The organism is Priestia sp. 53B2, from assembly GCF_056099005.1.
In genome coordinates this window covers 45,249-68,304 of sequence record NZ_JBLZXA010000027.1, presented here as the reverse complement: position 1 = coordinate 68,304, position 23,056 = coordinate 45,249, and the positions used below count along the sequence as shown (strand labels likewise).

Here is a 23,056-nt window from a genome sequence, read left to right as displayed (position 1 = left end):
TAACGTATTGACACAACAATTGTTGCTTTATGTACAACAATTGTTGTATATTTCATCACTTTTATTCGATATAAAGGCTTTTTTTACCCGTTAAAGCACTTGGCATGCTTATTGCAATAAATAAAGATGAACATGTTTAGAAAGAAATTAAAAGCGATTAAGGAGAGATGAATCATGTCTTTGCAAATCAATCAAACGGAAAAACCCCTTTATATCAAAGTAAATGAAAACGATAATGTTGCTACTATTGTAAACTCAAAAGGATTGCCGAAAGGAACTGTGTTTCCATCTGGGTTAGAGTTAAAAGAATATATCCCTCAAGGGCATAAAGTTTCATTAAGAAACTTTGAGAAAGATGACAAAATTATTCGCTATGGAGAAATTATCGGAACTGCTTCCTCACCAATTTCTCAAGGAACTTGGGTAAAAGAATCATATGTTACCCTGCCTGATCCTCCTATTTTAGAAAAGTTGCCTTTGGAAACTAAAGTTTTTGCCCCTTTACCTCCTTTAGAAGGTTACACATTTGAAGGCTATAAAAATACAAATGGAAGTGTTGGAACAAAAAATATACTTGGAATTGCGACAAGTGTTCAATGTGTAGCAGGAGTACTTGATTATGCGGTTAAAAAAATCAAAACAGAGCTTCTTCCTTCTTATCCAAATGTAGAGGATGTAGTAGCTTTAACTCATAATTATGGCTGCGGAGTTGCCATTAATGCACCGGACGCCGTCATTCCGATTCGTACATTACAAAATCTTTCTACCCATCCAAATTTCGGGGGTGAAGTTTTAGTAGTTGGCTTAGGGTGTGAAAAGCTTCTTCCTGAACTTTTGATTCCCCAGGAGGATTCAGGAAATATAACACGTTTGCAGGACCAGACAGGCTTTAAGCAAATGGTTGCTACAATCATAGAGATGGCAGAGGAAAAATTAATTAAGCTAAATAACAGGACGCGCGTAACCTGCCCCCTATCTGATTTAACGGTAGGTTTACAATGTGGAGGAAGCGATGCCTTTTCCGGTGTTACCGCCAATCCAGCAGTTGGATATGCGGCAGATTTACTAGTAAGAGCAGGCGCTACTGTTTTATTTTCTGAAGTTACTGAAGTTCGAGATGCTATTCATTTGTTAACGCCACGAACAATTAATGAAGAAGTCGGTCAATCTCTAATTAATGAAATGAAGTGGTATGATCAATATTTAAAAAGAGGCGAAGCTGATAGAAGTGCAAATCCTTCACCTGGAAATAAAAAAGGCGGACTTGTAAACGTAGTAGAAAAAGCACTTGGCTCTATAGCTAAAGCAGGAACAACTCCAATCGTCGAAGTTTTATCGCCTGGAGAAAAACCGACTAAAAAAGGCTTAATCTATGCAGCAACTCCGGCGAGTGATTTTGTATGCGGAACATTACAGTTAGCTTCTGGGATGAACATGCATATTTTCACAACAGGGAGAGGAACTCCATATGGCCTGGCAATGGCACCTGTTCTTAAAGTATCTACTAGAAGTTCATTAACTGAGCAATGGGATGATTTAATAGATTTAGATGCAGGAAGAATAGCACAAGGAGAGGCAACCATTGAGGAGGTGGGTTGGGAACTTTTTCACTTAATTATAGAAATAGCAAGCGGCCATAAGAAAACGTGGAGTGATTATTGGGGGCTGCATAATGATTTATGTCTTTTTAACCCTGCTCCTTTAACTTAACAACATAACGAGAACCTGTTTCTAAACTGGTTCTCGTTGTTTTATGACGCGTTGAGTAACTAGTTGGAGTTTAAATGATCTCTATCTGCCGCTTCTGGCGGTGTTTCCATCCAGCCATTTTCCATCATAATATCCGCAGCCTCCTTTACAAACTTTGAGATATTTGTCATTGATTTTCCATATAACAGCGCCAAATCATGTCTTCCATTGACGGCCACTGAATTTCCAAAAGCCCTCATTTTCATCGAGAACATATCCATTTTATGGAACAGCATCAATTTATCCGAAAACGGTGAAAAAGTCGAAGTAGTAATTAAGTGATCAAGAAAGGATGGCGCTGGTAAATTATCTAGATGAAGTTTTTCAATATAGCGTTCTACCGCTTTATTTGTCAGATCTTCACCTTTTACAAATAACGCACGGATTTTTTCACTTTTAACAACTTGACTAAATGCCAAAATTAAGGCTTTGCTTGTCACATTATTCTCGATGTTATCATACAGATGAGCAATTTCTAATGCATGCAAAGGTCGAACATCTCCTATAAACCCGCTTAAATAATGAGTAGTAGCGATATTCACTTTTTCTGGTGCGGGAATAATTGGCGGCTTAATAATAAGTCCTTTATCCATTAAGATTGCTTTTATTTGCTCCATCAGCTCCATTGTAGCTTTCATACAATACGTTAAAAATGTCTTTACATCTTCTCTATACATTAGGGGCAGTGCGATACTGTAAATGCTTAGTCCCGCTTTAGCAGCATATTTTAAATAGTGCACGTAAAATTCATCTTCAAACAGCTTTGGAGCGCCTAGGTTCACGTCTTCTTGTGTAAATCCATACGGAATTGGCACATTCTCTTTTGTGAAAATGTCTTTTACGTTAGTTTGAAATTCTTCCGTTAAACCTTTTGCATGTTGTAACAGCTTTTTTATATCCGGATCTTCAACGTGTTCAAGAAAATAACTTAAAATATATGAAGACATGCTGTTGCCCATATAGGTTGCCCAAAGTTTACCCATTTCGGGGGCTGTTAATTTCTCTTTCACGCTTGTTTTTTTTGAAACTATTTTAGTTGGTTTGATTGTTTCCATCTATAATCTCCTAATTCGATTTGTTCTTAGGTTGGTCTTTTCTATTTTATCTATTCTTCCACTTTTGATTTGACATTATTAGGTGAGGTATGCAGGTTTTCAGTATTTTAATCTACAGTTGGACCTATTCGCTGTTTGTTTCCGTGCTTAACCTGTACGTTGACCTTCACGTGTATTGAGTCTTTTGTTAAAGGAATTGCCCCGTTGCTTTGAACAGCTTTCCATTTACGCAGTTCTTTTTTATAAAGAACATGAGAAAGCCTGTAAACATCGCTGTTTATACTTAAGCCTTGCGTGTACGTTTCAATAATTTGTTTCTTAATTTTCTGTTCAGCTTCTTTTTTTATAGTCGATAGTTTTTCGTGCTGCGGCATAACTAAAATCGTTGCTTTTGCACGAACTTTTATATTAAATGTTAAATTACTACCTTTTATAACAGGTTCAATTTTTACTTTTTTCTTGTCTACTACAAGATCAATATCGGAATGATTAGGCAGCCTTACCCGTAAACCAGCTCGTACAAATTCATCCGTTATCCATCTCAGCCCTTTGATTTTATTCTCAGAAAAAATTCCTTTTAATAACAGGAAAATAGCCATTTTCTAAAACAGGCTGCAATAAAGAATAATCTTTAAATTGAAAGTTTGTAAAAGAAACAAAAAAACCTAATAGTACAATAAAACATAAAAGAAACACGTTTACAATACTAATCGTCCTAATGCTCGTAGCGGCAAGTAAGCAACAGGTAAAACCAAATAGTAAAACGAGGATAATTAAAGGTGTTCGCTGAAGAAAAATAATATTAATCCACGTAGTCGTCTCTCGTAAAGTGACAATCTCCCTAATGGTCAAATAAGCGATTGTAAGAAAAATAACGATATTGGTAAATGGCTTATTCATATGTTTTTTCATCCATTGAAAAAGATGTTCGCCCTTTGTTTTTTTATTTACATATACGAGTAAAGGAACCCATATGAGCGTTAAAAGACAAGTAAGAAGAACGGTGATCCAAGCATCTCGTCCTGCCGTTTTAATTAATGGAGATATGAGCATCACATGAGTTTTTAAGCCAATAAACGTCATTGAAAGAAGGATCAATTGAAAAACAGAAATTGAGTCTGACTTATTCATGGTAATCACTCCTTCTCTTCAGAAAATTTACTACTGGTAGCTTATCCTAAATTTCTCATAATATAATGGAGAATCATTATTCCAAAAATAAAAAAGAGCTGTTTTATACGTCGTATTTCTCACGTATAAAACAGCTCCGCCTGTTATTCACTTATTTTCATGAAGCCCTATTGTCTGCATATTATTCACTGCGTTCAATTACTAGTTAGCTGGACTTCTTTCTTATCTTCATTTTCTTCTATTCCCGCTTCTTCTATATTCACAAAAGGTTGATCAGCAACGGTCACTAGCTCGCCGCCGCAAACGTGGCGAACAACGGTTACGAGCTCTGGAAAAGCGGGGAATTTGCCGTATAACGTTTTTAAAGGAAGTGCGCCTTTACATACCTTACTGTTATGTGGTTCATACCCTTTGAGCGTATCAAGCAATAATTGTTCTCCGCTTTCAGTCAATTTGATGTAGGTGTTTCTTTTATCATTTTCTCTTTTGAACAAATGCAGATATCCTTGATTTTCTAATTTTTTCGAAAAATTAAATGCTGTAGAGATATGCATAGCTCCTAAGTTAGCTAACTCTGACATAGAGATTTCTCCCGTGCTGCTAGCCAAACATAAAATATGATGCTCATTTACATTCAGACCATAAGGTTTCACCCATTGCTCCCAATCATCTTCTGCAGCTCTCCAGATGGCTTTACTTACCTGCATTAATTTGAATCCAAACAATGATGCATCTTTTATTGTGTATTCACTTTCTTGTTTCGACATACTATCATTCCTTATTTGTAGGCTATTGTAAGTTAGTTTATTTTTAAAGCGTGTAAAAACATTTTTATTTTATCTAATTTATCAGCATACCTACAAAATCAGACGAAAAAATACACGTGCAGTTTAATTTATCAGCTTTATTCCACAACATCTCTGCAATTTTGAAGTAATGTCTACCAGCTAAAAAGAGTTGCTTACCTTATTTTTATAAAAAAAAGTAATACATGTCTTTTTAATTACTAATAGATGATGCAGATTCTAAGTGAGCAAATGCTTGTTCTAAGTCTACAATTAAATCTTCCGTATCTTCAATTCCTACAGATATGCGAACCAGTCCTTCTGATATTCCAAGAGCTTTACGTTCTTCAAGCGTACATTCTACGTGACTAGTCGTTCTTGCCGGGCCGTAAATCGTTTCAACCGCTCCTAAATTACCGGCTTTATTTGCATACGTTAACTTTGGCAGCAAAATTTTAATAGCTTCCATTTCTCCTTTTAAAACAAAGCTTAATATTCCGCCAAAGCCTTTCATTTGTTTTTTGGCAATATGATGATGAGGGTGTGTTTCCAACCCAGGATAATAGACGGCTTCTACAGCTTCTTTCTTTTGAAGAAATTTAGCAATTTCCAAAGCGCTTCGTTCTTGTTGACGTATACGTAATTTTAACGTCTTCATTCCTCTTAAAATAAGATACGCTGACATGGGGTCCATGGTCGCGCCATTGATTTCACGGTAGTGATACACATGCTGCATTAACTCTTTAGAGCCGCATACTATCCCGCCTAAAGCATCCGCATGTCCGCTTAAAAATTTTGTGGCGCTGTGAATAACAAGATCTACTCCTAATTGAAGAGGGTTTTGGTTAATTGGTGTCGCAAACGTATTATCGATAATGACCAATGCCCCTACCGATTTTCCTGCGTTCGCTATTCTTTCAATATCAATAATTTTCATCGTAGGATTTGTAGGTGACTCTAAATACAGCACTTTACATCCTTTATTGACTTCCGCTTCAATTTCTTCATAATTCCCCGTATTACATAAGGTTACATCCACTCCGATGTTAGGAAGGAACTCAGTGAAGATTTTATTTGTTCCTCCATATGTATCCTTTACTGATACGACTCTGTCTCCCGGTTTTAAAAACGTGTACAATGTGCTGCTAATAGCCGCCATTCCGGAGGAAAATGCGACCGCTTCTTCTGCTTCTTCGAGTATCCTTACTTTTTCTTCAAAAGCTTTAACCGTAGGATTACTCATGCGATTATACGTATAGCCTGGTTTGTTTCCTAACGCAACTTCTTGCCATTCGTCTACATCATCATAATTATAAGCTACGCTGAAGACGACGGGAACTTGAGTGGCATTATAAGCAAGCGATTCTTTTTCTCCTGCCCATACCGCTTTTGTTCCGTCTTGTACATTTCCAAACTGTTTGTCTGTCATTCACTCATCACCTCTGGTTTTGTTAATTAGATATTGATTAGATTATATATTGTATACAATATACTGTATATAGTACAGAATAATCTGATAATAAAATATACGTACATTTCTCATTAAATTTTTAAAAAATTGAGATATAACGAAATCAATTCAATCTAAAGACGAACAAATAGGATACATGAGCTGAACCGCTTGTGACACGGCAGTTGCTTTCCGTGCAAGACTTCGCTTTCCGCCGTGGGCGGCCGCTGAGCCCGCAGGAGTCTTCGTCTTGCCCTCCAATCAACTGCTAGAAGAACTTAAAACAAATCGAAACCACGCTTATCATAACAAAAAAAACGAACCACTAATCAAAAATCTTGATCAATCAATGGTTCGTTTTTTACTTCTTCTAAATTTAAAACAGTTAAAAACTCTCAGCTTACAAATTGAATTTTTTTAATCTGTTATAAAATGTACTTCGTGGTATATCTAACAGCTTAGCGGCCAGTGACACATTTCCCTGCGTTTTACGTAAAGCATCCATCATTAAGTCTTTTTGAACTTTTTCACGAAATGTGAGTGCGGGTAAGGACGTGAAATCGTTTTCTTCTATTTCTTGTGAAGTATCAGAGTGAGAGAGGTTCCTCTGACCACCAAGGTTTAAAGAACTCAAATAATTCAATATTGTCTCTTTTTCTGAGTCCGTGTTTAGCGAAATCTTCAAGCGTTCAAGTACATTAAATAATTCTCGAATGTTTCCGGGCCACTGGTAATCTATCAATTTATCCACTAATTCCTTGGGGAAATTCATATTCCAATCATTCGTTTGACAAAAGTACCGCATAAGATGCGGAATATCTTCTTTTCTTTCCCGTAAAGGCGGAACATGCACGGGATACACGTGAAGTCGGTAATATAAATCTTCTCGAAACTTCCCTTCATTGACAAGTTGGCGAAGATCTCGATGAGTAGCGGTAATAATCCGGATGTCTACCGAAATTTCCTGATTGCTTCCCACAGGCGTGACCTTGCGCTCTTGCAATACTCTTAACAAAGAAACTTGCATAGAATGAGGAAGTTCACCTATTTCATCAAGAAAAATCGTACCATGATTAGCCTGTTCAAACTTCCCTTGATATCCTTGACGCCGTGCTCCTGTAAAAGCTCCTTCCGCATAGCCAAATAATTCACTTTCCATAAGTTCCTTCGGAATGGCACCACAATTAAGAGCAATAAAAGGTCCATTTTTACGCGAGCTGTTTTCATGAATCGTTCTCGCCACTACTTCTTTTCCAGTGCCTGTTTCCCCTAAAATATAGACCGTTGTATCCGTAGGAGCCGCATGCTTCATTTCTTCTAGTGTTCGCTGAAAAGATTGGCTTATGCCTGCTTCTCCTTTAAAACAAAATGATTGAGCAGAGATCTGTTTAGTTGTTTGGTTATAAGTCGTTTCTTCTGATAAGTAAACAATCTTTCCAATAGAATGACCGTATTTTTTTGAAATTACAGGCACTTCCATCACTATACGAAATCCCTGTTGTACAATCGTATTCAACTGTTGGCCTGACCATTTAGGTATACATTCCCGAACGGTTTTACTTGCTCCTACAATTACTTCCTTGTAATTGCAAAGAAGCAAGAGCTGCTTGCTATCGACAAAATTCATAGAAGCATGAACCAACTCAATTTCGTCTTTATGCATTCGAATGCTTAGCTCCCGTTCGATTGTATACGCAATGGACGTAACCATTCCAAGCATATAAGGGTGCGCTCTGTTTACGGGACAGGAAATATTAATAATCCCAATTAAATTTCCGTCGTCATTTCGAACAGGCGCCGCCGAACAGCTCCATTGATGCGAAGCAATCGAATAATGTTCTGTACCTGTTATCATAATGGGTTCTTCCGTTTGCAGAGCCGTACCGATTGCATTTGTTCCTACTTCTTTCTCTGTCCAACAAGCACCTTCCACAAAATTAATTTTTCTTGCTTCATTCAGTGTAAGTCTATTTCCTGTAATAGATAAAATATAGCCTTCTGGGTCAATTAATAGAGCAACCATTCCTAAATCTGCCGCTGATTGTCTTATTCTTTCTAAGTGCGGCAAAGCCGTTTCAAGAAATAAAGAATTCATTTGTTTTCGAGAATGAAAATCTTCGTTTCTTAAAATTGATCTGCCTTTATCTAGGTAAGGATTAACATCTGCGCTTTTACAACGATGCCATGATTTTACAATAATGTCGTTTAACCTTGACGATTCAAGTGCCCCTTCGTTTACAAAACGTTTCCATGTGTTTAAAGAAAGTGTAGATTCCATTTCTTACCTCTCCCCTATAAACTTGATTGAATATAGTAAATCAAGGCTTGTTACTATTATTATAAATCACAAAGAAAACGTTATCATTATCAAAGATAGATTCTTAAGCTTACGTTATGTAAAAATTAATAGAAAAACTAGACGAGGATGCAGGAAAATCCCTATACCTCTCCCATGATTCCTTCATCCTCTAGTTTACTTTTTAAATCATTCATTTTTACTTTTCATCCTTAAAGAGCTTAATAACTTGAGCACTTGTATAATCATGAGTGAACGGCCTGACCCGCTGACTGCAAAAGAGCTTCGTGAATGGCTTCAGATAATGTAGGATGGGCAGCGATAAAGTCTTCCATTATATCTGTGGTCAACTCTCCATGCATCATAATGGTTCCTTGTGCAATTAATTCTGTAGCATGTGAACCTACAATGGAAAGCCCAATAATTTCATTAAACTGTGGTTCTACGATTACTTTCACTTTTCCAACGGACTCATTGGCAATCATCGCTTTGCCGTTTGCTGTAAACGAGAATTCTCCGACGCGAATATCGCCGTATTCGCTTCGAGCCTGCTTTTCTGTCACACCGACACTTGCAATTTCAGGGTGAGTATAAATGCAGCGAGGTACAGCTCGATAATTTACGCTCTTATCTTTTCCACATGCGTGTAAAGCAGCAACTGTGCCTTCATGAAAGGCGACATGAGCAAGCTGAATTCCGCCAACTACATCTCCACAAGCATAGATGTTAGGTATATTCGTTTGCATATGCTTATTAACATCAATTCCTTGTTTTGAAAAATGTACGCCAACCTGTTCTAAACCCAAACCTAGCACTCTAGGTTTTCTTCCAATTGAAATTAATGCATACTCAGCTTGCAATTCATGCAGCTCTTCTTTATGTTTAAATAGAGCCGTTTTATGTTCTGGCTGCATTTCTGTTAGCGAAGCGGATGTATAAATCGCTACTCCTTTTTTCTCTAACTCTTCCTGTAACGTAAATGCGATGTCGGCATCTTCACCAGGAAGCAGCTGGTCCGCAGCTTCCACAATCGTTACTTTTGCTCCCATTTGACTGTAAATGCTTGCAAATTCACATCCAATTACACCTCCTCCTACTATTAAAAGAGATGAAGGAATAGCAGGCAGCGACATCGCTTGTCCACTGTGAATGACCCACTTTCCATCAAAAGGAGCAAATGGCAGGCTAGCAGGTTCTGAACCCGCAGCAATAATAAACTGTTCAGCCTCTACCTCTTCTACCTGGTTTTCGTTTTGTACGGCTAGACGATGATTTGTCAAAAACGAAGCTTCACCTTTCATGACTTTAATACTGTTCTTTTTCATCAAATAGCCAATTCCTTGAACCAGTTTTTTAACAATGGCTGTTTTATGATGCTGCACGCCATCCCAGTTAATTTTCACTTGTTCCAAAGGAAGAGTGATGCCGAATTGCTCAGCTTGCTTGATTTTCTCGTAGGCTTCCGCGCTTGCTAATAATGACTTTGTTGGCATACAGCCCTCATTTAAACAGGTTCCACCTAAATCTTTTTGTTCGATTAACGTAACTTGTTTCCCTTGCCGGGCAGCGGTAATGGCCGCCACATATCCTGCAGGGCCGCCGCCAATGACAACTAAAGGTTTCACGGAATGCACCATCTTTCTATAAGAGTAGTAAAATAGGCTGTTCTAAGTATTGTTTGATGGTTCCAAGGAAATTGGCTGCAGGTGCTCCGTCCAGTACGCGATGATCAAACGTCAGGCTTAAAGGCAGCAAGTTTCTTTTTTGTAATTCGTCTCCTTGATACATCGGTACATCTTCAGTAGCTCCAACACCAAGAATTCCTGTTTCAGGCGGGTTTAATACAGGTGTAAAATACTCTACTCCGTAAGCACCTAGATTAGTAATAGTAAATGTAGAACCTTGCATTCTATCAGCACTCAGCTGACCTTGCCGAGCATCCGCTGCTCGTGTTTTAAGCTCTGCAGCTAATTCAACTAACGACATCTTTTCAGCATGTTGCATAACAGGAACAACTAACCCATTTTCTAAAGCTACGGCCATTCCAAGATGAACATGGTTATAGAGATGAATTTCGTTATCGCTATAGGCACTATTCATTTGTTTATGTTCTTGAAGTGAAAAAACAACAGCGCGAGCAATAAAATCGGTTAGAGAGATTTTCACCTTATAGCGTTGTTCGATCACATCTTTGATTTCTCGCTGAAGAGACAGTAAATCCGTCACGTCAGCTTTCATATTAATCGTTAATTGGGCACTGTTTAATAAACTATTATGCATTCGACCTGCAATGACTTTCCTCATGCCCGCTACTGGAAGCGTTTCTTTGTTTATAGCGGGATTATCTCTTTCTGCCGGTGGGGGACTCGCTTCTGAAGCACTTTCCGCCAGCACTTTCTCCACATCTGCTTTTGTGATTCTTCCTTTTGGTCCTGTGCCTTTAATCGTTTCAACATTAAGATTTTTAGATTCTGCTATTTTCCGTGCAATTGGTGAAATAAGCACAGTTTCTTTTCTTTTTTTTGATGGAGCTGCGTTTGCTGGCGGCTCTTCTAAAGAGATAGCAGCCGCTACCTCGTTTTTAGGCGCTTGCAGCTCATTTGCTGAACTGTTTTGCTCAGTGAGCTTCTCGTTTGGATTTCCAACATAACAGATAATCGTTCCAGGAGGCACTCCTATATCTTCTTGTACAAGGATATCAAGAATTACACCGTCCTGCGGCGCTTCAATCTCCATTTCGATTTTTTCAGAATTAATGCTTGCAATCATATCTCCTTTTGAAACGGAGTCTCCAACTTTTTTATTCCACGTCGAAACGGTTCCTTCTTTCATTGCCATACCCAGTTTTGGCATTACAACCTCTGCAGCCATTTGCTTCCTCCTCCTTTTTTAAAATTACACGCTTAAAAGCGATTTATCTCCTAGTAACTCCGATACAACTTCAATTACTTTTTGCGGTGTTGGCAGATAAATATCTTCTAATGGAGGTGAAAATGGTACAGGTGTATGTGGTGCTGTAATTCGTTTAATAGGTGCATCAAGCATGTCAAATCCTTTATCAGCAACTAGCGCAGCAATATCTGTTGCTATACTGCATCTTGGATTGGCTTCGTCAATAACAATTAATCGATTCGTTTTTTCCACAGAAGAAAGAATGGTCTCTTCATCAAAAGGTGATAGACTTCGCGGATCCACTACCTCTACGTTAATTCCCTTATGAGACAGTTGATCTGCTGCCGTAAGTGCAGTATTTACTTGTTTTCCAATCGCTACAATGGTTAAATCTGTTCCTTCGCGTTTCACGTCCGCTTTTCCTAACGGAATCGTATAGTAGCCTTCAGGAACCTCACCTTTCATGTTGTACAATGTTTTGTCTTCAAAAAAGATAACCGGATCATTGTCTTCAATTGCCGCTAACAATAATCCTTTTGCATCGTAAGGGTTAGAAGGCACCACTACTTTAATGCCAGGAATACTAGTGAACAAAGCATACAAGCTCTGAGAATGCTGAGCTGCAGCCCTAAACCCTGCTCCATGAGTCGTTCGAATCGTGACGGGCACTTCAGCTTTTCCTCCAAACATGTATCTAAATTTCGCGCCTTGATTCAGCACTTGATCTAAACAGCAGCCAATAAAGTCATTAAACATTAATTCTGCAACCGGTCTTAACCCTGTAGCTGCAGCTCCCATTGCAGCTCCTATATAAGCTGCTTCTGAAATAGGCGTATCAAGAATTCTTTCACGTCCAAATTCTTGTACAAGTCCCTTTGTCACTCCAAGGACCCCGCCCCACGCCTCATCATCTTGCAGGTGGTCAATTTCCGCTCCGCCAGCTACATCTTCTCCCAGCAGAATCACATTCTCATCTTTTCGCATCGCCAGTTTCATTGCTTCATTGATAGCTTCAGACATACTTAATTTTCTAGTCATTTTCTTTTCCCCCTTTAATTAGTAAGATACATAAACATCCGTTAATAGTTCCGAAGCATCAGGATAATCGCTTGTTTCTGCTAGCTCAACTGCGCGTTTTACTGCTGTTTCTACATTACCTTCAATATCTCTAAGCTCTTTTTCTGTTACTACTTGTTCTGAAAGCAAGTAGTTTTCAAAAAGAGCAATAGCATCTTTTTCCTGGAGATGTTCTTTCTTTTCATTGCCTGATTTATACGTTTGAGCATCGCCTTCAAAATGCCCGTAATTTCGATACGTTACACATTCAATTAACGTTGGCCCTTCCCCTCTGCGTGCTCGTTGAATAGCTTCTGCAGCTGCTTCATAAACTGCCATCACGTCTTTTCCATCCACTCGTACCCCTGGAATGTTATAAGATGCGGCACGGTCTGCAATCGCGCTGCAGCTCGAAGCATAAGAAAATGGAGTTGCCTCCCCGTAACCATTATTTTCAGCAACAAAAACAACCGGCAGTTTCCAAATGGCTGCTAAGTTAATTCCTTCATGAAACGTCCCTTCATTGCCCGCTCCGTCTCCAAAAAAGCAAACGCTTACATTTTTTGTCTTTTTATACTTAGCGGTTAAAGCCGAACCGCATGCAAGCGGAAAGCCTCCTCCTACAATTCCATTTGCTCCTAAAATTCCTTTATCTAAATCTGCTATATGCATAGATCCGCCTTTTCCTTTGCCTAACCCCGTTACCTTTCCAAAAAGTTCAGCCATCATGCCATCTAAATCGCCGCCTTTAGCAATACAATGACCGTGTCCCCGATGAGTGCTCGTAATACTGTCACTGTCATTAAGATGAGCGCACATTCCAACTGCTACCGCTTCTTCACCTGCATACAGATGAACAAAACCAGGCAGTACCCCTTTTGCAAAAATTTGATGTACTTCATCTTCAAACTTTCGAATTTCTACCATTTTCTGATACATCCAGCTGGCTTTTTCTTTCGTAAGCTTTTCTGTTTTATTTTGAGCAGTTTTCATTATGGTAAGCCTCCTCGTTTGATTTCTAGCCTTCACTTAACTGATCTTGCAAGTACCGTGCCAATAGTAAAATCGCTTTATACTAGCAATCTATGGTTGTATTTAGCCTCATAAAGTTAGACAAGGTTGAACACTGTTCCAACTTTGTCTAACTTTGTCCAATCTTAAAGGAATCAATTATGTAAACTGAATTTAGGCACATAATAAGCGCACAGGATGAAAACCACATCAAATAATTAACAAGAAAGCTTTCATGTAAATATGATATAATGCTGAAGGAATCATCTGATTTTGAAGAATAATAAAGCTTTTAAAGGAGGTTCGTTAAAGCAAAACGGTTTTTAAAGAAGTTTTACCGTAAAGTTGGATGTAAATTAAACGATGAAAGATGAGGTGAAAACCTGGAAAACATCCAAAGTTTTTGTCATCTACACTTCGTGATGTCTAGATGACATATCGCCAGGTTACTGTTATGCACAATGCAATTCAACACATTACAAGTTTTCATGTATACGCAGCCATTATTATATTTATCATTACATATTTTCTGATTATGACCGAAAAGATCAATCGCGCTTCAGCAGCTCTTTTAGGTGCTATACTAATGATTTTGTTAGGCATTGTTGATTTTAATAATGCTATTACCGAACACATTCAGTGGGAAACTATTGTCCTTCTTATGGGTATGATGATTTTAGTCGGCATTACAAATAAAACGGGTGTGTTTCAATACGCAGCCATCAAGTCTGCTAAAATCGCTAAAGGTGATCCTGTTCGCATTCTAGTTATTTTATCGATCTTAACAGGCGTCGGATCAGCTTTTTTAGACAATGTAACAACCGTGTTATTAATTGTTCCGGTTACATTTTCCATCACTACTATTTTAAATATTAATCCTTTTCCGTTTCTTATATCAGAAGTGCTGTTTTCAAATATTGGGGGAACGGCAACTTTAATAGGAGACCCGCCCAATATCATGATTGGAGCAGCGAATCCTCACCTTGATTTTAATGCTTTTTTATTAAATCTAACTCCTGCAGTACTGATTATCGGTGTTGTTACGCTGGGGATTCTTGTTCTTATCTATCGTAAAAAGTTAAAAGTAGAAGATAGTAAAAAGCAAGAGTTAATGAGTTTAAATGAAAAAGATTATATTCAAGATTCCGTTTTAATGAAAAAATCGTTAACTGTATTAGTATTAACGATTCTAGGTTTTACCCTGCATTCTGTTTTGCATATCGATGCCGCTATGGTAGCTATTACAGGTGCAGCTGTGCTATTGGTAATCGGATTAAAAACTCACGATGAAGTAGAAAGCGCATTTGATTCTGTTGAATGGACAACTATTATTTTCTTTGCAGGTTTGTTTGTTCTTGTCGGAGGATTAATCGATGTAGGCATTATTAAAAAGCTGGCTGCTGGCGCTTTAAACGTTACAGACGGCAACATCGCACTGTCAGCTTATCTCATTTTGTGGATTAGTGGAATTGCCTCAGCTGTTATTGACAACATTCCTTTTGTTGCTACAATGATTCCACTTATTCAAGATATGGCTCACGGAATGGGAATGAGTCCTGATTCTGCTCAAATCAATGTACTATGGTGGTCATTGGCTCTAGGAGCATGTTTGGGAGGAAACGGTACGTTAATTGGAGCGTCTGCCAACGTCATTGTAGCTGGTATGGCTGTGAAAAAAGGACATAAATTTTCGTTTATGGATTTTTTGAAAATTGGAGCTCCAATTATGCTTGTATCTCTTTTGATTTCAACGTTGTATATCTTTCTTCGCTACCTTTTATTTCTGTAAGGGAAGAGAAATTGAAATCTACATGAACAGTAAAAAAGACTTCTCAGTTGAGAAGTCTTTTTTACTGTAGCTATATGAACTCAAGCGGCCAAAACGAAGTTAATAATAAAAGCGGTGCTAATAATATACATAATCCAGTGAATTTCCTTCGCCCTGCCAGCAAACAATTTAACGAATGTATAAGATAAAAACCCTAACGCTAAGCCTTCGCCGATACTAAACGTTAACGGCATTAAAATAATGGTACAAAAAGCAGGCACAGCATCTGTTATCTCGTCTAAAGGAATGTTTTTTATTTCTGTTAACATGAGAGCTCCAACCATAATTAAAATAGGCGCTGTAGCAAAAGAAGGAATAATGCTAATTAATGGAGTAAATAAGATACTCACCAAAAACAAAATAGCAACGACCAGTGCTTTAAGACCTGTTTTGCCTCCTTCTGCAATTCCCGCAGCATTTTCTACATACGCGTTCATTGCGGTAGACCCCATAGCAGCACTGGCTACAGTCGCAAGAGAATCCGCCATAAGCGCTTTATCTAACCCTTTAATTTCTCCTTTTTCATCCATCAATCCAGCTTTTTTAGATAATCCAATCATCGATCCTAAATTATCAAATAGCTCCACAAGTGTAAATGAAAAAATAATAGAGAAAAGACCGTAATGAAGAGCTGATTTAATATCCATTTGTAAAAAAGTTTCTGACATGCTCGGCATTGACAACGACACCACGCTGCTGATGTTTTTTGGTGCTTCTACTATGCCCAGCACCATCCCGGAAATTGATACTAGCAAAATGGTAATTAGGGCAGCTCCTTTAATTTTTCGAGCAGTTAATACAGTTACCGCGATAAAACCTAATAAAGCAAGTAACGGACCCGGTTTTGTAAGTTGACCAAGAGCAACTAAATTTTCTTTGTTGCTTACAATAATTCCTGCTTGCTTAAAGCCGATAAATGCAATAAATAGACCGATTCCAACGGAAATAGCACTTTTTAAAATAGCGGGTATCCCTTCAATGATCTTCTTGCGTAAGCCTGTTATCGTTAAAATAAAAAACACAACGCCTGAAATAAATACGGCTCCTAAAGCTGTTTGCCACGTTAATCCTTCACCCAATACCACTGTATACGTAAAAAAAGCGTTTAGCCCCATTCCGGGTGCTACTGCAATAGGCATGTTCGCCCACAATGCAAACAAAAGAGTTGCAAAGACAGTGGCAAAAATCGTCGCCGCAATTGCCGCTTCTTTTGGAATGCCTGCATCTGCTAAAATCGTCGGATTAACAAAGATAATATAGCTCATTGTCACAAAAGTAGTAATTCCAGCAAGAATTTCTGTTTTTACATCTGTTTTGCGTTCGGTTAAGTTAAACAGCTTATCTAACCATGAAGGATTAGGTGCTGATTTTTTTGTTACTTCCATATGCTGAGCTTCAATTTTTTCATTAATTGCCACTTGCTTTTCACTCCTTTAAGTATCGATTTGATCTTCTTTTAACTAGTTTTTACAGACTGTTTATAAAATGGTTCAGAAGCTATCTTAATTGATTCTGTTGGACACCCCTCCTGTGCGTCTGCTAAATCTTCTTCTAACTCTTCCCTTATCGCGTCTGTACCTTTGTTATAATCAGCAAAAGCCTCTGCTAGCCCTTCTTCATCATAGTCGAAAATTTCTGGAGCAGCTGCCCCGCAGGCTCCACAAGCAATGCATGTTTCCTTATCAACAAGTGTATATGTAGCCATTTTCTCTCTCCTTTTTTATAAAAATATCTATAAAAAAAGCCGTAAAAAAAAAGCCGTGAAAACAGAAGGAAATCCTTCTATCTTCACGGCTCTTTGCTTCTGTAAACAGAAGATAAGCATCCGTCTTTTACGTGTTTTGCACAACAAACGATTTCATCGAACGTTTTGCAATTTATATAGAGAAGTTATTTAAAGCAAATAACCGTACAAGAATTCTCTGTAACAGGATCATAATCTCTAAATAAAGAAGTGACCTGGATATCAAATAAAAGCTCCACTTTTTGCTTTAGCATTTTTTTATATTTAGTCGACAAAGCGGCATCAAGAGACATCACTAATTCTCTATATTCTTCACTGAGAGCTTCTAGCGCCGGCATTCTTTTTGATTGAGCTAGAATAAGAATTTTATTATCAATAATATCTATTTTTTGAGTATTCACGCCTACATTAAAAATCTCTTGGCTAATTTGAGTATACAAAGTAGCTATCTTCTTTTTAGAGATCGGCTCCATATGCTTCACCTTTTTCATTGTTAAAATGTGTTTTGCTATATTGTTTTTACTTGACTATCGTCCTTTGACCAGCTGCCGATAAATTCAGGCTCATTATAGTCAAAGAAATTGGTTAAATTCTCATGGCGGTTATCAATAAAAAGCTGATTGGCGACCTCTGATACGAGCTTTGGTATGGCATATTTTAGCCCTGAAAGAGCGGATGCAGAAATTCCACAGCTAATTAAAGCGGAATAATTAAAAGCAAAAAGGCCATATACCATTTTTTGACCTTCCCTATCGCGATTTAAAAAAGCAAAGCCGTTACTGAGGTAAGGATGGGCATCCAATACCGGGTTGGCGATTTCATGCGGTGCTTTGTAATGATCCTTCCAGCGGGCGATGTGTTTTTCAACAAGTCGCAATTCTGGACGCAGAGCCGGATCTGTTAGAAGCCCGGTGCTAATAATTAAATAGTCAAACGTAAACGTTCCCTGAGGAGTGGTTACAACTGCTTTGTCGTGTTTTTCCTCGACATCGAGCCATGGGGCATGTACGTGCAAATGAAAACCTGGCCATGAGGAAGCGCGTCCAAATGTATCATTCGTAGGCGGCTGATTGTATTCGAAAAAATGAGCCATCACCTCATATTTTTCAGCATCTGACAGAGCATGGAAACGTTCAATCATTCCTGAAGCTTCCATTTGTCTGATTGGATTAATACGGGGAAGTTCTTTTCGTCGAACAAATACATGAGCTTCAGCAACTCCTTTGGAAAGCGCATAGTTGGCGTTATCAAACGCGGAAGCTCCTCCTCCTAAAACAGCTACTTTTTTGTTCTTCAACGTAGTAAAATCAATGGTTTGTGAAGTGTGAGAATAAAGATGAGGCGGCAATTTTTCAGAAATCATAGGTGGAACATGCCATTCCCCTCCTCCTTGAATTCCTGTAGCTAGTATAACTTTACGTGCCATCAGTGTAGGACACACGGCTCCATTCCCTTCAATATGCAAGCGATGGATACCTGTTTCTGCAGGCTCAATTAACGTTAATTTTATTTCATTTGCCACAGGAAGGTTAAGAATGTTCCGGTACCAGCGCAAATAATTCATCCAGTCTCCTCTTGGGATTTTGTCAAGAGCTTCCCAGCCTTCTGAGCCGAATTGTGCTTCCCACCACGCTTGAAACGTAAGTGAAGGCATACCTAAATCGATAGACGTTAAGTTTTTGGGCGTTCTTAGCGTAATCATTCGCGCATACGTTTCCCACGGACCTTCTAAACCCGAACGGTTTTCATCAATAACAAGAATATTCGACACGCGTTCTCGCAGCAAGCCAAAGGCCGTTCCTAAACCGCTTTGACCTCCTCCAATAATGATTACATCGTATACGTGTCCGCTCTTAGGGATAATTGGCTGTACCTCTGTTGGTTTCCTGAAGGAAAGGTAAGAAAGATCGGTTTCTACTCTTTTATTTAAAGCTTCTAAGCTCATCGTTATCTCTCCTTTCAATAAAGTTTCTCCGTGATAAAAAGTTTATTTTATACCTAACACAAAATGATAGGTTTTATAACATCATTTGATTTATATTTATATTATCACTTTTGGAATATGATTGTATCTCCATTCTCTCTAAAGTTTTTTTTGCAAATTGTATAAAATCACTAATATAATTTTTTTATATCTTATTGTATGGAACCATATTTACATCGTTTAAAAGGAAAAAACCATTACAAAGTTTAAGGAAGAAAGCTTTTCTGACATCAATTTTAAAGAGAGCGTGTGTAAGTTTGTGACAGTTATTTGTTAATTAAGCTCTACTACTTGACTATCGTATTCATCAAATCTATAGTCATAATTAGTAACTCAGCAAAGGGAGTCAACGTATGAGAAATTTATTTAAAATAACAGCTATATTTACAACGATTGTCATGTTTATTTTGATGATTGCCGGCAGCCTTGTAACAACCACAGGATCTGGATTAGGATGCGGAAACGAATGGCCACTGTGTAACGGGCAGTTAATACCCGAATACGCAGTAGCAACAATGATTGAATATACGCATCGTTTGATTACCGCATTTGCAGGTCTTCTTGTTTTAGCATTTTCTATTTGGGCTTGGATTCGTTATCGCAGAAACCGTGAAGTGAAAATTTTAGCGATTATGAGTATTGCATTTATCGTTATCGAGTCATTACTCGGGGCTTCTGCAGTAATCTGGCCTCAGTCAGCTGAAGCGCTAGCGCTTCATTTCGGTCTTTCGCTTATTGCGTTTACCGGCGTATTTTTACTTTCAATGTTTGTTATTCAAAAGGACCGTTCGGATCATTTTATTAAAGGAGCGGTTACAGGCAAATTTAAATGGCTCGCATGGTTTACGCTTATATTTACCTATTGCGATATTTATTTAGGTGCATATGTGCGTCACAAAGGTGCAAGCTTAGCATGTACAAGCTTTCCTGCTTGTTATGGCAATACGCTTATTCCAAAACTTTCAGGAACAATAGGTATTCATTTTGCCCACCGATTTGCTGCTCTTGTGCTGTTTGTTCTTATCATTTGGATTATGGTATCTGCCATCAAACAGTATAAAGAAACCCGCCGTGATATTTACTACGCGTCCATCATTGCGGTTGCTTTAACCATTGCTCAAATATTCAGCGGTATCTTTGTTGTCATGTCTCGTTTAAATGTCTTTGCTACGCTGTCTCACTCGGCATTTATTACAGCGTTATTCGCTACGCTTAGCTACATTTGTGTACAGACTTTAAAAGGTAAAAGACGATAAAACCAAAAAACACGTGCAGTTCATAACTGCACGTGTTTTTTTGAGTTAAGCTAGTTCTATTCCGCCTGTAATCCCGTAAACTTGAGCTGTTACGTAGCTTGCATCCGTTGAAGCTAAAAATACGTATACATTTGCTAACTCTACCGGCTGACCAGCACGCTGCAAAGGTGTATCTTGTCCAAAGCCTGGAATAGCGTCGCTTGGCTGCCCTCCAGAAATTTGCAGCGGCGTCCAGATAGGTCCTGGAGCAACGGAGTTGACGCGAATACCTTTTGGAGCTAATTGCTTGGCTAGTCCGCGAGTGAATCCGTTAATGGCAAACTTTGTAGCTGCATAGTCTAATAAATTAGGACTTGGGCTATAGCCTTGTACAGAACTTGTTGTAATAATAGAAGCACCTGCCGGTAAATAAGGCAGCGCTGCTTTTACGGTCCAATATAAAGAGAATACATTTACTTCAAAGGTTTTGCGCAGTTGGTCCGTTTCTAAATCAGCAAGATCTTCTACTGCCTGCTGTTTGCCAGCTACGAGCGCTAGAACGTCTAAACCATCTAATTCTTTATAAGCTTCTTCTACTAGCTCTTTGCAAAAAGATTCTTCGCCTACATCACCAGGTATGAGCACGGCTTTTCTTCCTTCTGCTTCAATAAGCTTTTGTACTTCTTCTGCATCTGCTTGCTCTTGTGGCAAGTAATTAAGCGCAACGTCTGCCCCTTCTCTTGCGTAAGCGATCGCTGCTGCCCGACCAATACCTGAATCTCCACCCGTCACAAGAGCTTTTCTGCCTTTTAATTTACCTGCACCTATGTAACTATTCTCCCCGCAGTCTGGAATGACATTCATTTCTTTTTGTACACCAGGCGGTTCTTGATACTGTTTTGGATAGTCTTCATGGAAATATTGAGTTAATGGATTGTTTAGTTTTGACATATTCGTCACTCCTTTATGAATGAATCCTTAACCAGCTAAGGGAAATTTTTCTATATACTTGTTCTTCCCGTCTGCTTCTTTAGTAAACATGTTTGATGTCCTCTATTATCCTCACTTTTCTTTCATTACCCTTCCCCTTCAATCAACAGCTAGAAACAACTGCATACATGAAATCTACGTCCACCATCACAATAAAAAAATCCGAACGAGTCGAATTCTCTATTAAGAATCTCAATTCCTCGTTCGGATTTTCTTTCAACTAAAATACGTTTATCCCCCCTCTTTAAATAAATGGTGAGAGCTTTGTATTTTGCTGTGAACAATAAGCTTTCTTTCTCTTCTGTCCTGCTACTCTGTTAGTTCCACTTGTAAAGGCTTTGATTCTTCTTCAGCCTCTTTAGGAGTGCGAACGATTAACACATCACATTTGGCATAGCGTAAAATATGCTGAGATACACTTCCGATTAAGATGCGCTCTACGGCGTTTAACCCGGTTGCCCCGCAGACAATTAAATCAACGTGCTTTTCGGGTGCAATTTTTTTAGATATTTTTGTTTTAGGGGAGCCGTGTTCAATTAATGTCTCGACTTTCGTTACTCCAGCCTTAATAGCTAGGTTGCTATAGTTGGTTAAAAGTTCTTCAGCAAATTTCTCTGCATCTTGAAAGCGCGTATCCGTATAGAATGCATAAGGTGATGGACTTAGCGCCTGTATATCGATAACGTGACAAACTATCAAATGAGCGTTATTTTTTTTCGCACTGTTAACAGCTTTTTTGAATGCCCACTCCGCTTCTACAGAACCGTCTACTGCTACGAGGATGTTACGATAAGCCATATTCATCATAATCTCTCCTTTGTCTTTCGTTTATAAAGAACTTTCTTTGCTACACTTTTATTTTACTTCTTGCGAAAACGAAAGTATGTGATTTTTATCACAAGGGAGAGAAATTAATAAAAAATAGAGCCGTGTGTAGTGCACGGCTCTATTTTTATTGAACTTGAGAGTTAAAAGTCATTATCCAAATCGATCCTGCTACAATCGTAATAACAAAAACGATTCCAAGTATTAAAGCCATCACATTATAACGGGGCTTCTCTCCGTCTTTAATATGCATGAAGAAAAACAGTTGAATGAAAAATTGAAGCACGGCCATTCCTAGAATACTAGCTGATAATATATTTTTAGCAAATACATGGTTTAATACCAGCATCAGAGGAATAACGGTTAAAATAATCGAGAAAATAAATCCTATTGTATAAGCTTTTAACGACCCATGGTTCTCCATCTACATCACCCCCATTAAATACACAACCGTGTAAAGGAAGATCCAGACAGCATCAAGAAAATGCCAGTATAAGCTGATAATCGTCACTTTTGACTTTGTTACAGAGGTAATTCCGTATCGTTTTAATTGGATTGTAATTGAAATCATCCAAATGATGCCGACAGAAACGTGCAGCCCGTGCGTACTAACTAGCGTATAGAAAGCTGTAAAAAATGCGCTGGTGGAAATGGTTGCTCCTTCATGAACCATTGTTTGAAATTCATGAATTTCAAGGCCAACAAAGCACATACCTAAAAGCAGAGTTACGATTAGCCAGCCAATTAAAGGCTTTATTTTTCCCTTATGCATGCTCAGCACAGCTAATCCGCTCGTAAAGCTGCTCGTTAATAAGATAAACGTTTCAGAAACAAATCCTGGAACTTCAAAAAATTCCTTTCCTGTAAGGCCTCCCGCAGTATGATTAACAAGAACGGCATACGTAGCAAATAATGCTCCAAATAAGATGCAGTCCGTTACAAGGAAAAGCCAAAAACCCATAACTTTGATTCCTTCATCATGTTCATCATGATGTTCTTCGTGGTGCGCTGTCGCATAAGCCATG

Annotated in this window: 22 protein-coding genes; 3 read left to right on the top strand and 19 right to left on the bottom strand. The window is 38.4% G+C overall.

What is annotated here, in order from left to right; genetic code table 11:
- The first annotated feature begins 174 nt into the window (after positions 1–174).
- Positions 175–1,710, top strand: coding sequence for a galactarate dehydratase (gene garD, locus ACN6NE_RS20825; protein WP_129708304.1), 1,536 nt, complete (start codon positions 175–177; stop codon positions 1,708–1,710).
- Between the two features lie 59 nt (positions 1,711–1,769).
- Here the strand turns inward: garD and ACN6NE_RS20820 are convergent, their stop codons facing one another.
- The 11 genes from ACN6NE_RS20820 to ACN6NE_RS20770 form a co-directional block, all read right to left on the bottom strand.
- The gene (locus ACN6NE_RS20820; RefSeq protein ID WP_129708302.1) at positions 1,770–2,804 is read right to left on the bottom strand and encodes a DUF3231 family protein; all 1,035 of its coding nucleotides are present in this window, start codon (positions 2,802–2,804) and stop codon (positions 1,770–1,772) included.
- 107 nt (positions 2,805–2,911) lie between these two features.
- Positions 2,912–3,403 carry a Ger(x)C family spore germination C-terminal domain-containing protein gene (locus ACN6NE_RS20815; RefSeq protein ID WP_474327005.1) on the bottom strand — a complete coding sequence of 164 codons (492 nt, stop codon included), beginning with the start codon at positions 3,401–3,403 and terminating at the stop codon, positions 2,912–2,914.
- Positions 3,366–3,935: a GerAB/ArcD/ProY family transporter gene (locus tag ACN6NE_RS20810; protein WP_240702659.1), complete on the bottom strand. Its 570-nt coding sequence runs from the start codon at positions 3,933–3,935 to the stop codon at positions 3,366–3,368. Before ACN6NE_RS20810 ends, ACN6NE_RS20815 begins: the two co-directional genes overlap by 38 nt.
- Positions 3,936–4,129: 194 nt before the next feature.
- Positions 4,130–4,702, bottom strand: a complete 573-nt coding sequence (locus ACN6NE_RS20805; RefSeq protein ID WP_129708296.1) for an HTH-type transcriptional regulator Hpr — start codon at positions 4,700–4,702, stop codon at positions 4,130–4,132.
- A gap of 232 nt (positions 4,703–4,934) precedes the next feature.
- Entirely contained in the window at positions 4,935–6,149 is a 1,215-nt protein-coding gene (locus tag ACN6NE_RS20800) for a cystathionine gamma-synthase family protein (RefSeq protein WP_129708293.1), read from the bottom strand.
- A gap of 150 nt (positions 6,150–6,299) precedes the next feature.
- The gene (locus ACN6NE_RS20795; RefSeq protein ID WP_276319816.1) at positions 6,300–6,431 is read right to left on the bottom strand and encodes a hypothetical protein; all 132 of its coding nucleotides are present in this window, start codon (positions 6,429–6,431) and stop codon (positions 6,300–6,302) included.
- Between the two features lie 139 nt (positions 6,432–6,570).
- Entirely contained in the window at positions 6,571–8,448 is a 1,878-nt protein-coding gene (locus ACN6NE_RS20790) for a sigma-54-dependent Fis family transcriptional regulator (protein WP_129708291.1), read from the bottom strand.
- Between the two features lie 263 nt (positions 8,449–8,711).
- Positions 8,712–10,091: a dihydrolipoyl dehydrogenase gene (gene lpdA / locus ACN6NE_RS20785; RefSeq protein WP_474327001.1), complete on the bottom strand. Its 1,380-nt coding sequence runs from the start codon at positions 10,089–10,091 to the stop codon at positions 8,712–8,714.
- A gap of 16 nt (positions 10,092–10,107) precedes the next feature.
- Entirely contained in the window at positions 10,108–11,337 is a 1,230-nt protein-coding gene (locus ACN6NE_RS20780; RefSeq protein ID WP_129708285.1) for a dihydrolipoamide acetyltransferase family protein, read from the bottom strand.
- Between the two features lie 24 nt (positions 11,338–11,361).
- Positions 11,362–12,396 (bottom strand): alpha-ketoacid dehydrogenase subunit beta, encoded by a 1,035-nt coding sequence (locus ACN6NE_RS20775; RefSeq protein WP_474326999.1) that lies wholly within the window; start codon positions 12,394–12,396, stop codon positions 11,362–11,364.
- Positions 12,397–12,414: 18 nt separating this feature from the next.
- Positions 12,415–13,407 carry a thiamine pyrophosphate-dependent dehydrogenase E1 component subunit alpha gene (locus ACN6NE_RS20770; RefSeq protein ID WP_474326997.1) on the bottom strand — a complete coding sequence of 331 codons (993 nt, stop codon included), beginning with the start codon at positions 13,405–13,407 and terminating at the stop codon, positions 12,415–12,417.
- Between the two features lie 472 nt (positions 13,408–13,879).
- Between ACN6NE_RS20770 and ACN6NE_RS20765 the strand changes: the two genes are divergently transcribed.
- Positions 13,880–15,214 carry an ArsB/NhaD family transporter gene (locus ACN6NE_RS20765; protein ID WP_129709669.1) on the top strand — a complete coding sequence of 445 codons (1,335 nt, stop codon included), beginning with the start codon at positions 13,880–13,882 and terminating at the stop codon, positions 15,212–15,214.
- A gap of 80 nt (positions 15,215–15,294) precedes the next feature.
- On the opposite strand, the gene ACN6NE_RS20760 is transcribed toward ACN6NE_RS20765, so the two are convergent.
- From ACN6NE_RS20760 to ACN6NE_RS20745, 4 genes are all read right to left on the bottom strand, one after another.
- Positions 15,295–16,671, bottom strand: a complete 1,377-nt coding sequence (locus ACN6NE_RS20760; protein ID WP_474326995.1) for an NCS2 family permease — start codon at positions 16,669–16,671, stop codon at positions 15,295–15,297.
- 38 nt (positions 16,672–16,709) lie between these two features.
- Positions 16,710–16,958 (bottom strand): ferredoxin, encoded by a 249-nt coding sequence (locus tag ACN6NE_RS20755; RefSeq protein ID WP_129708275.1) that lies wholly within the window; start codon positions 16,956–16,958, stop codon positions 16,710–16,712.
- Positions 16,959–17,143: 185 nt separating this feature from the next.
- Positions 17,144–17,470 (bottom strand): Na-translocating system protein MpsC family protein, encoded by a 327-nt coding sequence (locus ACN6NE_RS20750; protein ID WP_013056580.1) that lies wholly within the window; start codon positions 17,468–17,470, stop codon positions 17,144–17,146.
- A 35-nt stretch (positions 17,471–17,505) separates the two neighbouring features.
- Positions 17,506–18,942, bottom strand: a complete 1,437-nt coding sequence (locus ACN6NE_RS20745; RefSeq protein WP_129708272.1) for an NAD(P)-binding domain-containing protein — start codon at positions 18,940–18,942, stop codon at positions 17,506–17,508.
- A gap of 392 nt (positions 18,943–19,334) precedes the next feature.
- On the opposite strand from ACN6NE_RS20745, the gene ACN6NE_RS20740 reads away from it, so the two are divergent.
- A complete protein-coding gene (locus ACN6NE_RS20740) occupies positions 19,335–20,237 on the top strand; it encodes a COX15/CtaA family protein (protein ID WP_129708269.1) in 903 nt (300 codons plus the stop codon).
- 45 nt (positions 20,238–20,282) lie between these two features.
- On the opposite strand, the gene ACN6NE_RS20735 is transcribed toward ACN6NE_RS20740, so the two are convergent.
- From ACN6NE_RS20735 to cyoC, 4 genes are all read right to left on the bottom strand, one after another.
- Complete coding sequence (locus ACN6NE_RS20735; protein WP_129708266.1) at positions 20,283–21,167, bottom strand: SDR family oxidoreductase; 885 nt, start codon at positions 21,165–21,167, stop codon at positions 20,283–20,285.
- Between the two features lie 348 nt (positions 21,168–21,515).
- On the bottom strand, positions 21,516–22,010 hold the full coding sequence (locus tag ACN6NE_RS20730) for a universal stress protein (RefSeq protein WP_205654947.1): 495 nt from the start codon (positions 22,008–22,010) through the stop codon (positions 21,516–21,518).
- Positions 22,011–22,158: 148 nt separating this feature from the next.
- Entirely contained in the window at positions 22,159–22,455 is a 297-nt protein-coding gene (gene cyoD / locus ACN6NE_RS20725) for a cytochrome o ubiquinol oxidase subunit IV (protein ID WP_474326990.1), read from the bottom strand.
- Positions 22,456–23,055 carry a cytochrome o ubiquinol oxidase subunit III gene (gene cyoC / locus ACN6NE_RS20720; RefSeq protein WP_129708259.1) on the bottom strand — a complete coding sequence of 200 codons (600 nt, stop codon included), beginning with the start codon at positions 23,053–23,055 and terminating at the stop codon, positions 22,456–22,458. It lies immediately after the preceding gene.
- Between the last annotated feature and the right edge of the window lies 1 nt (position 23,056).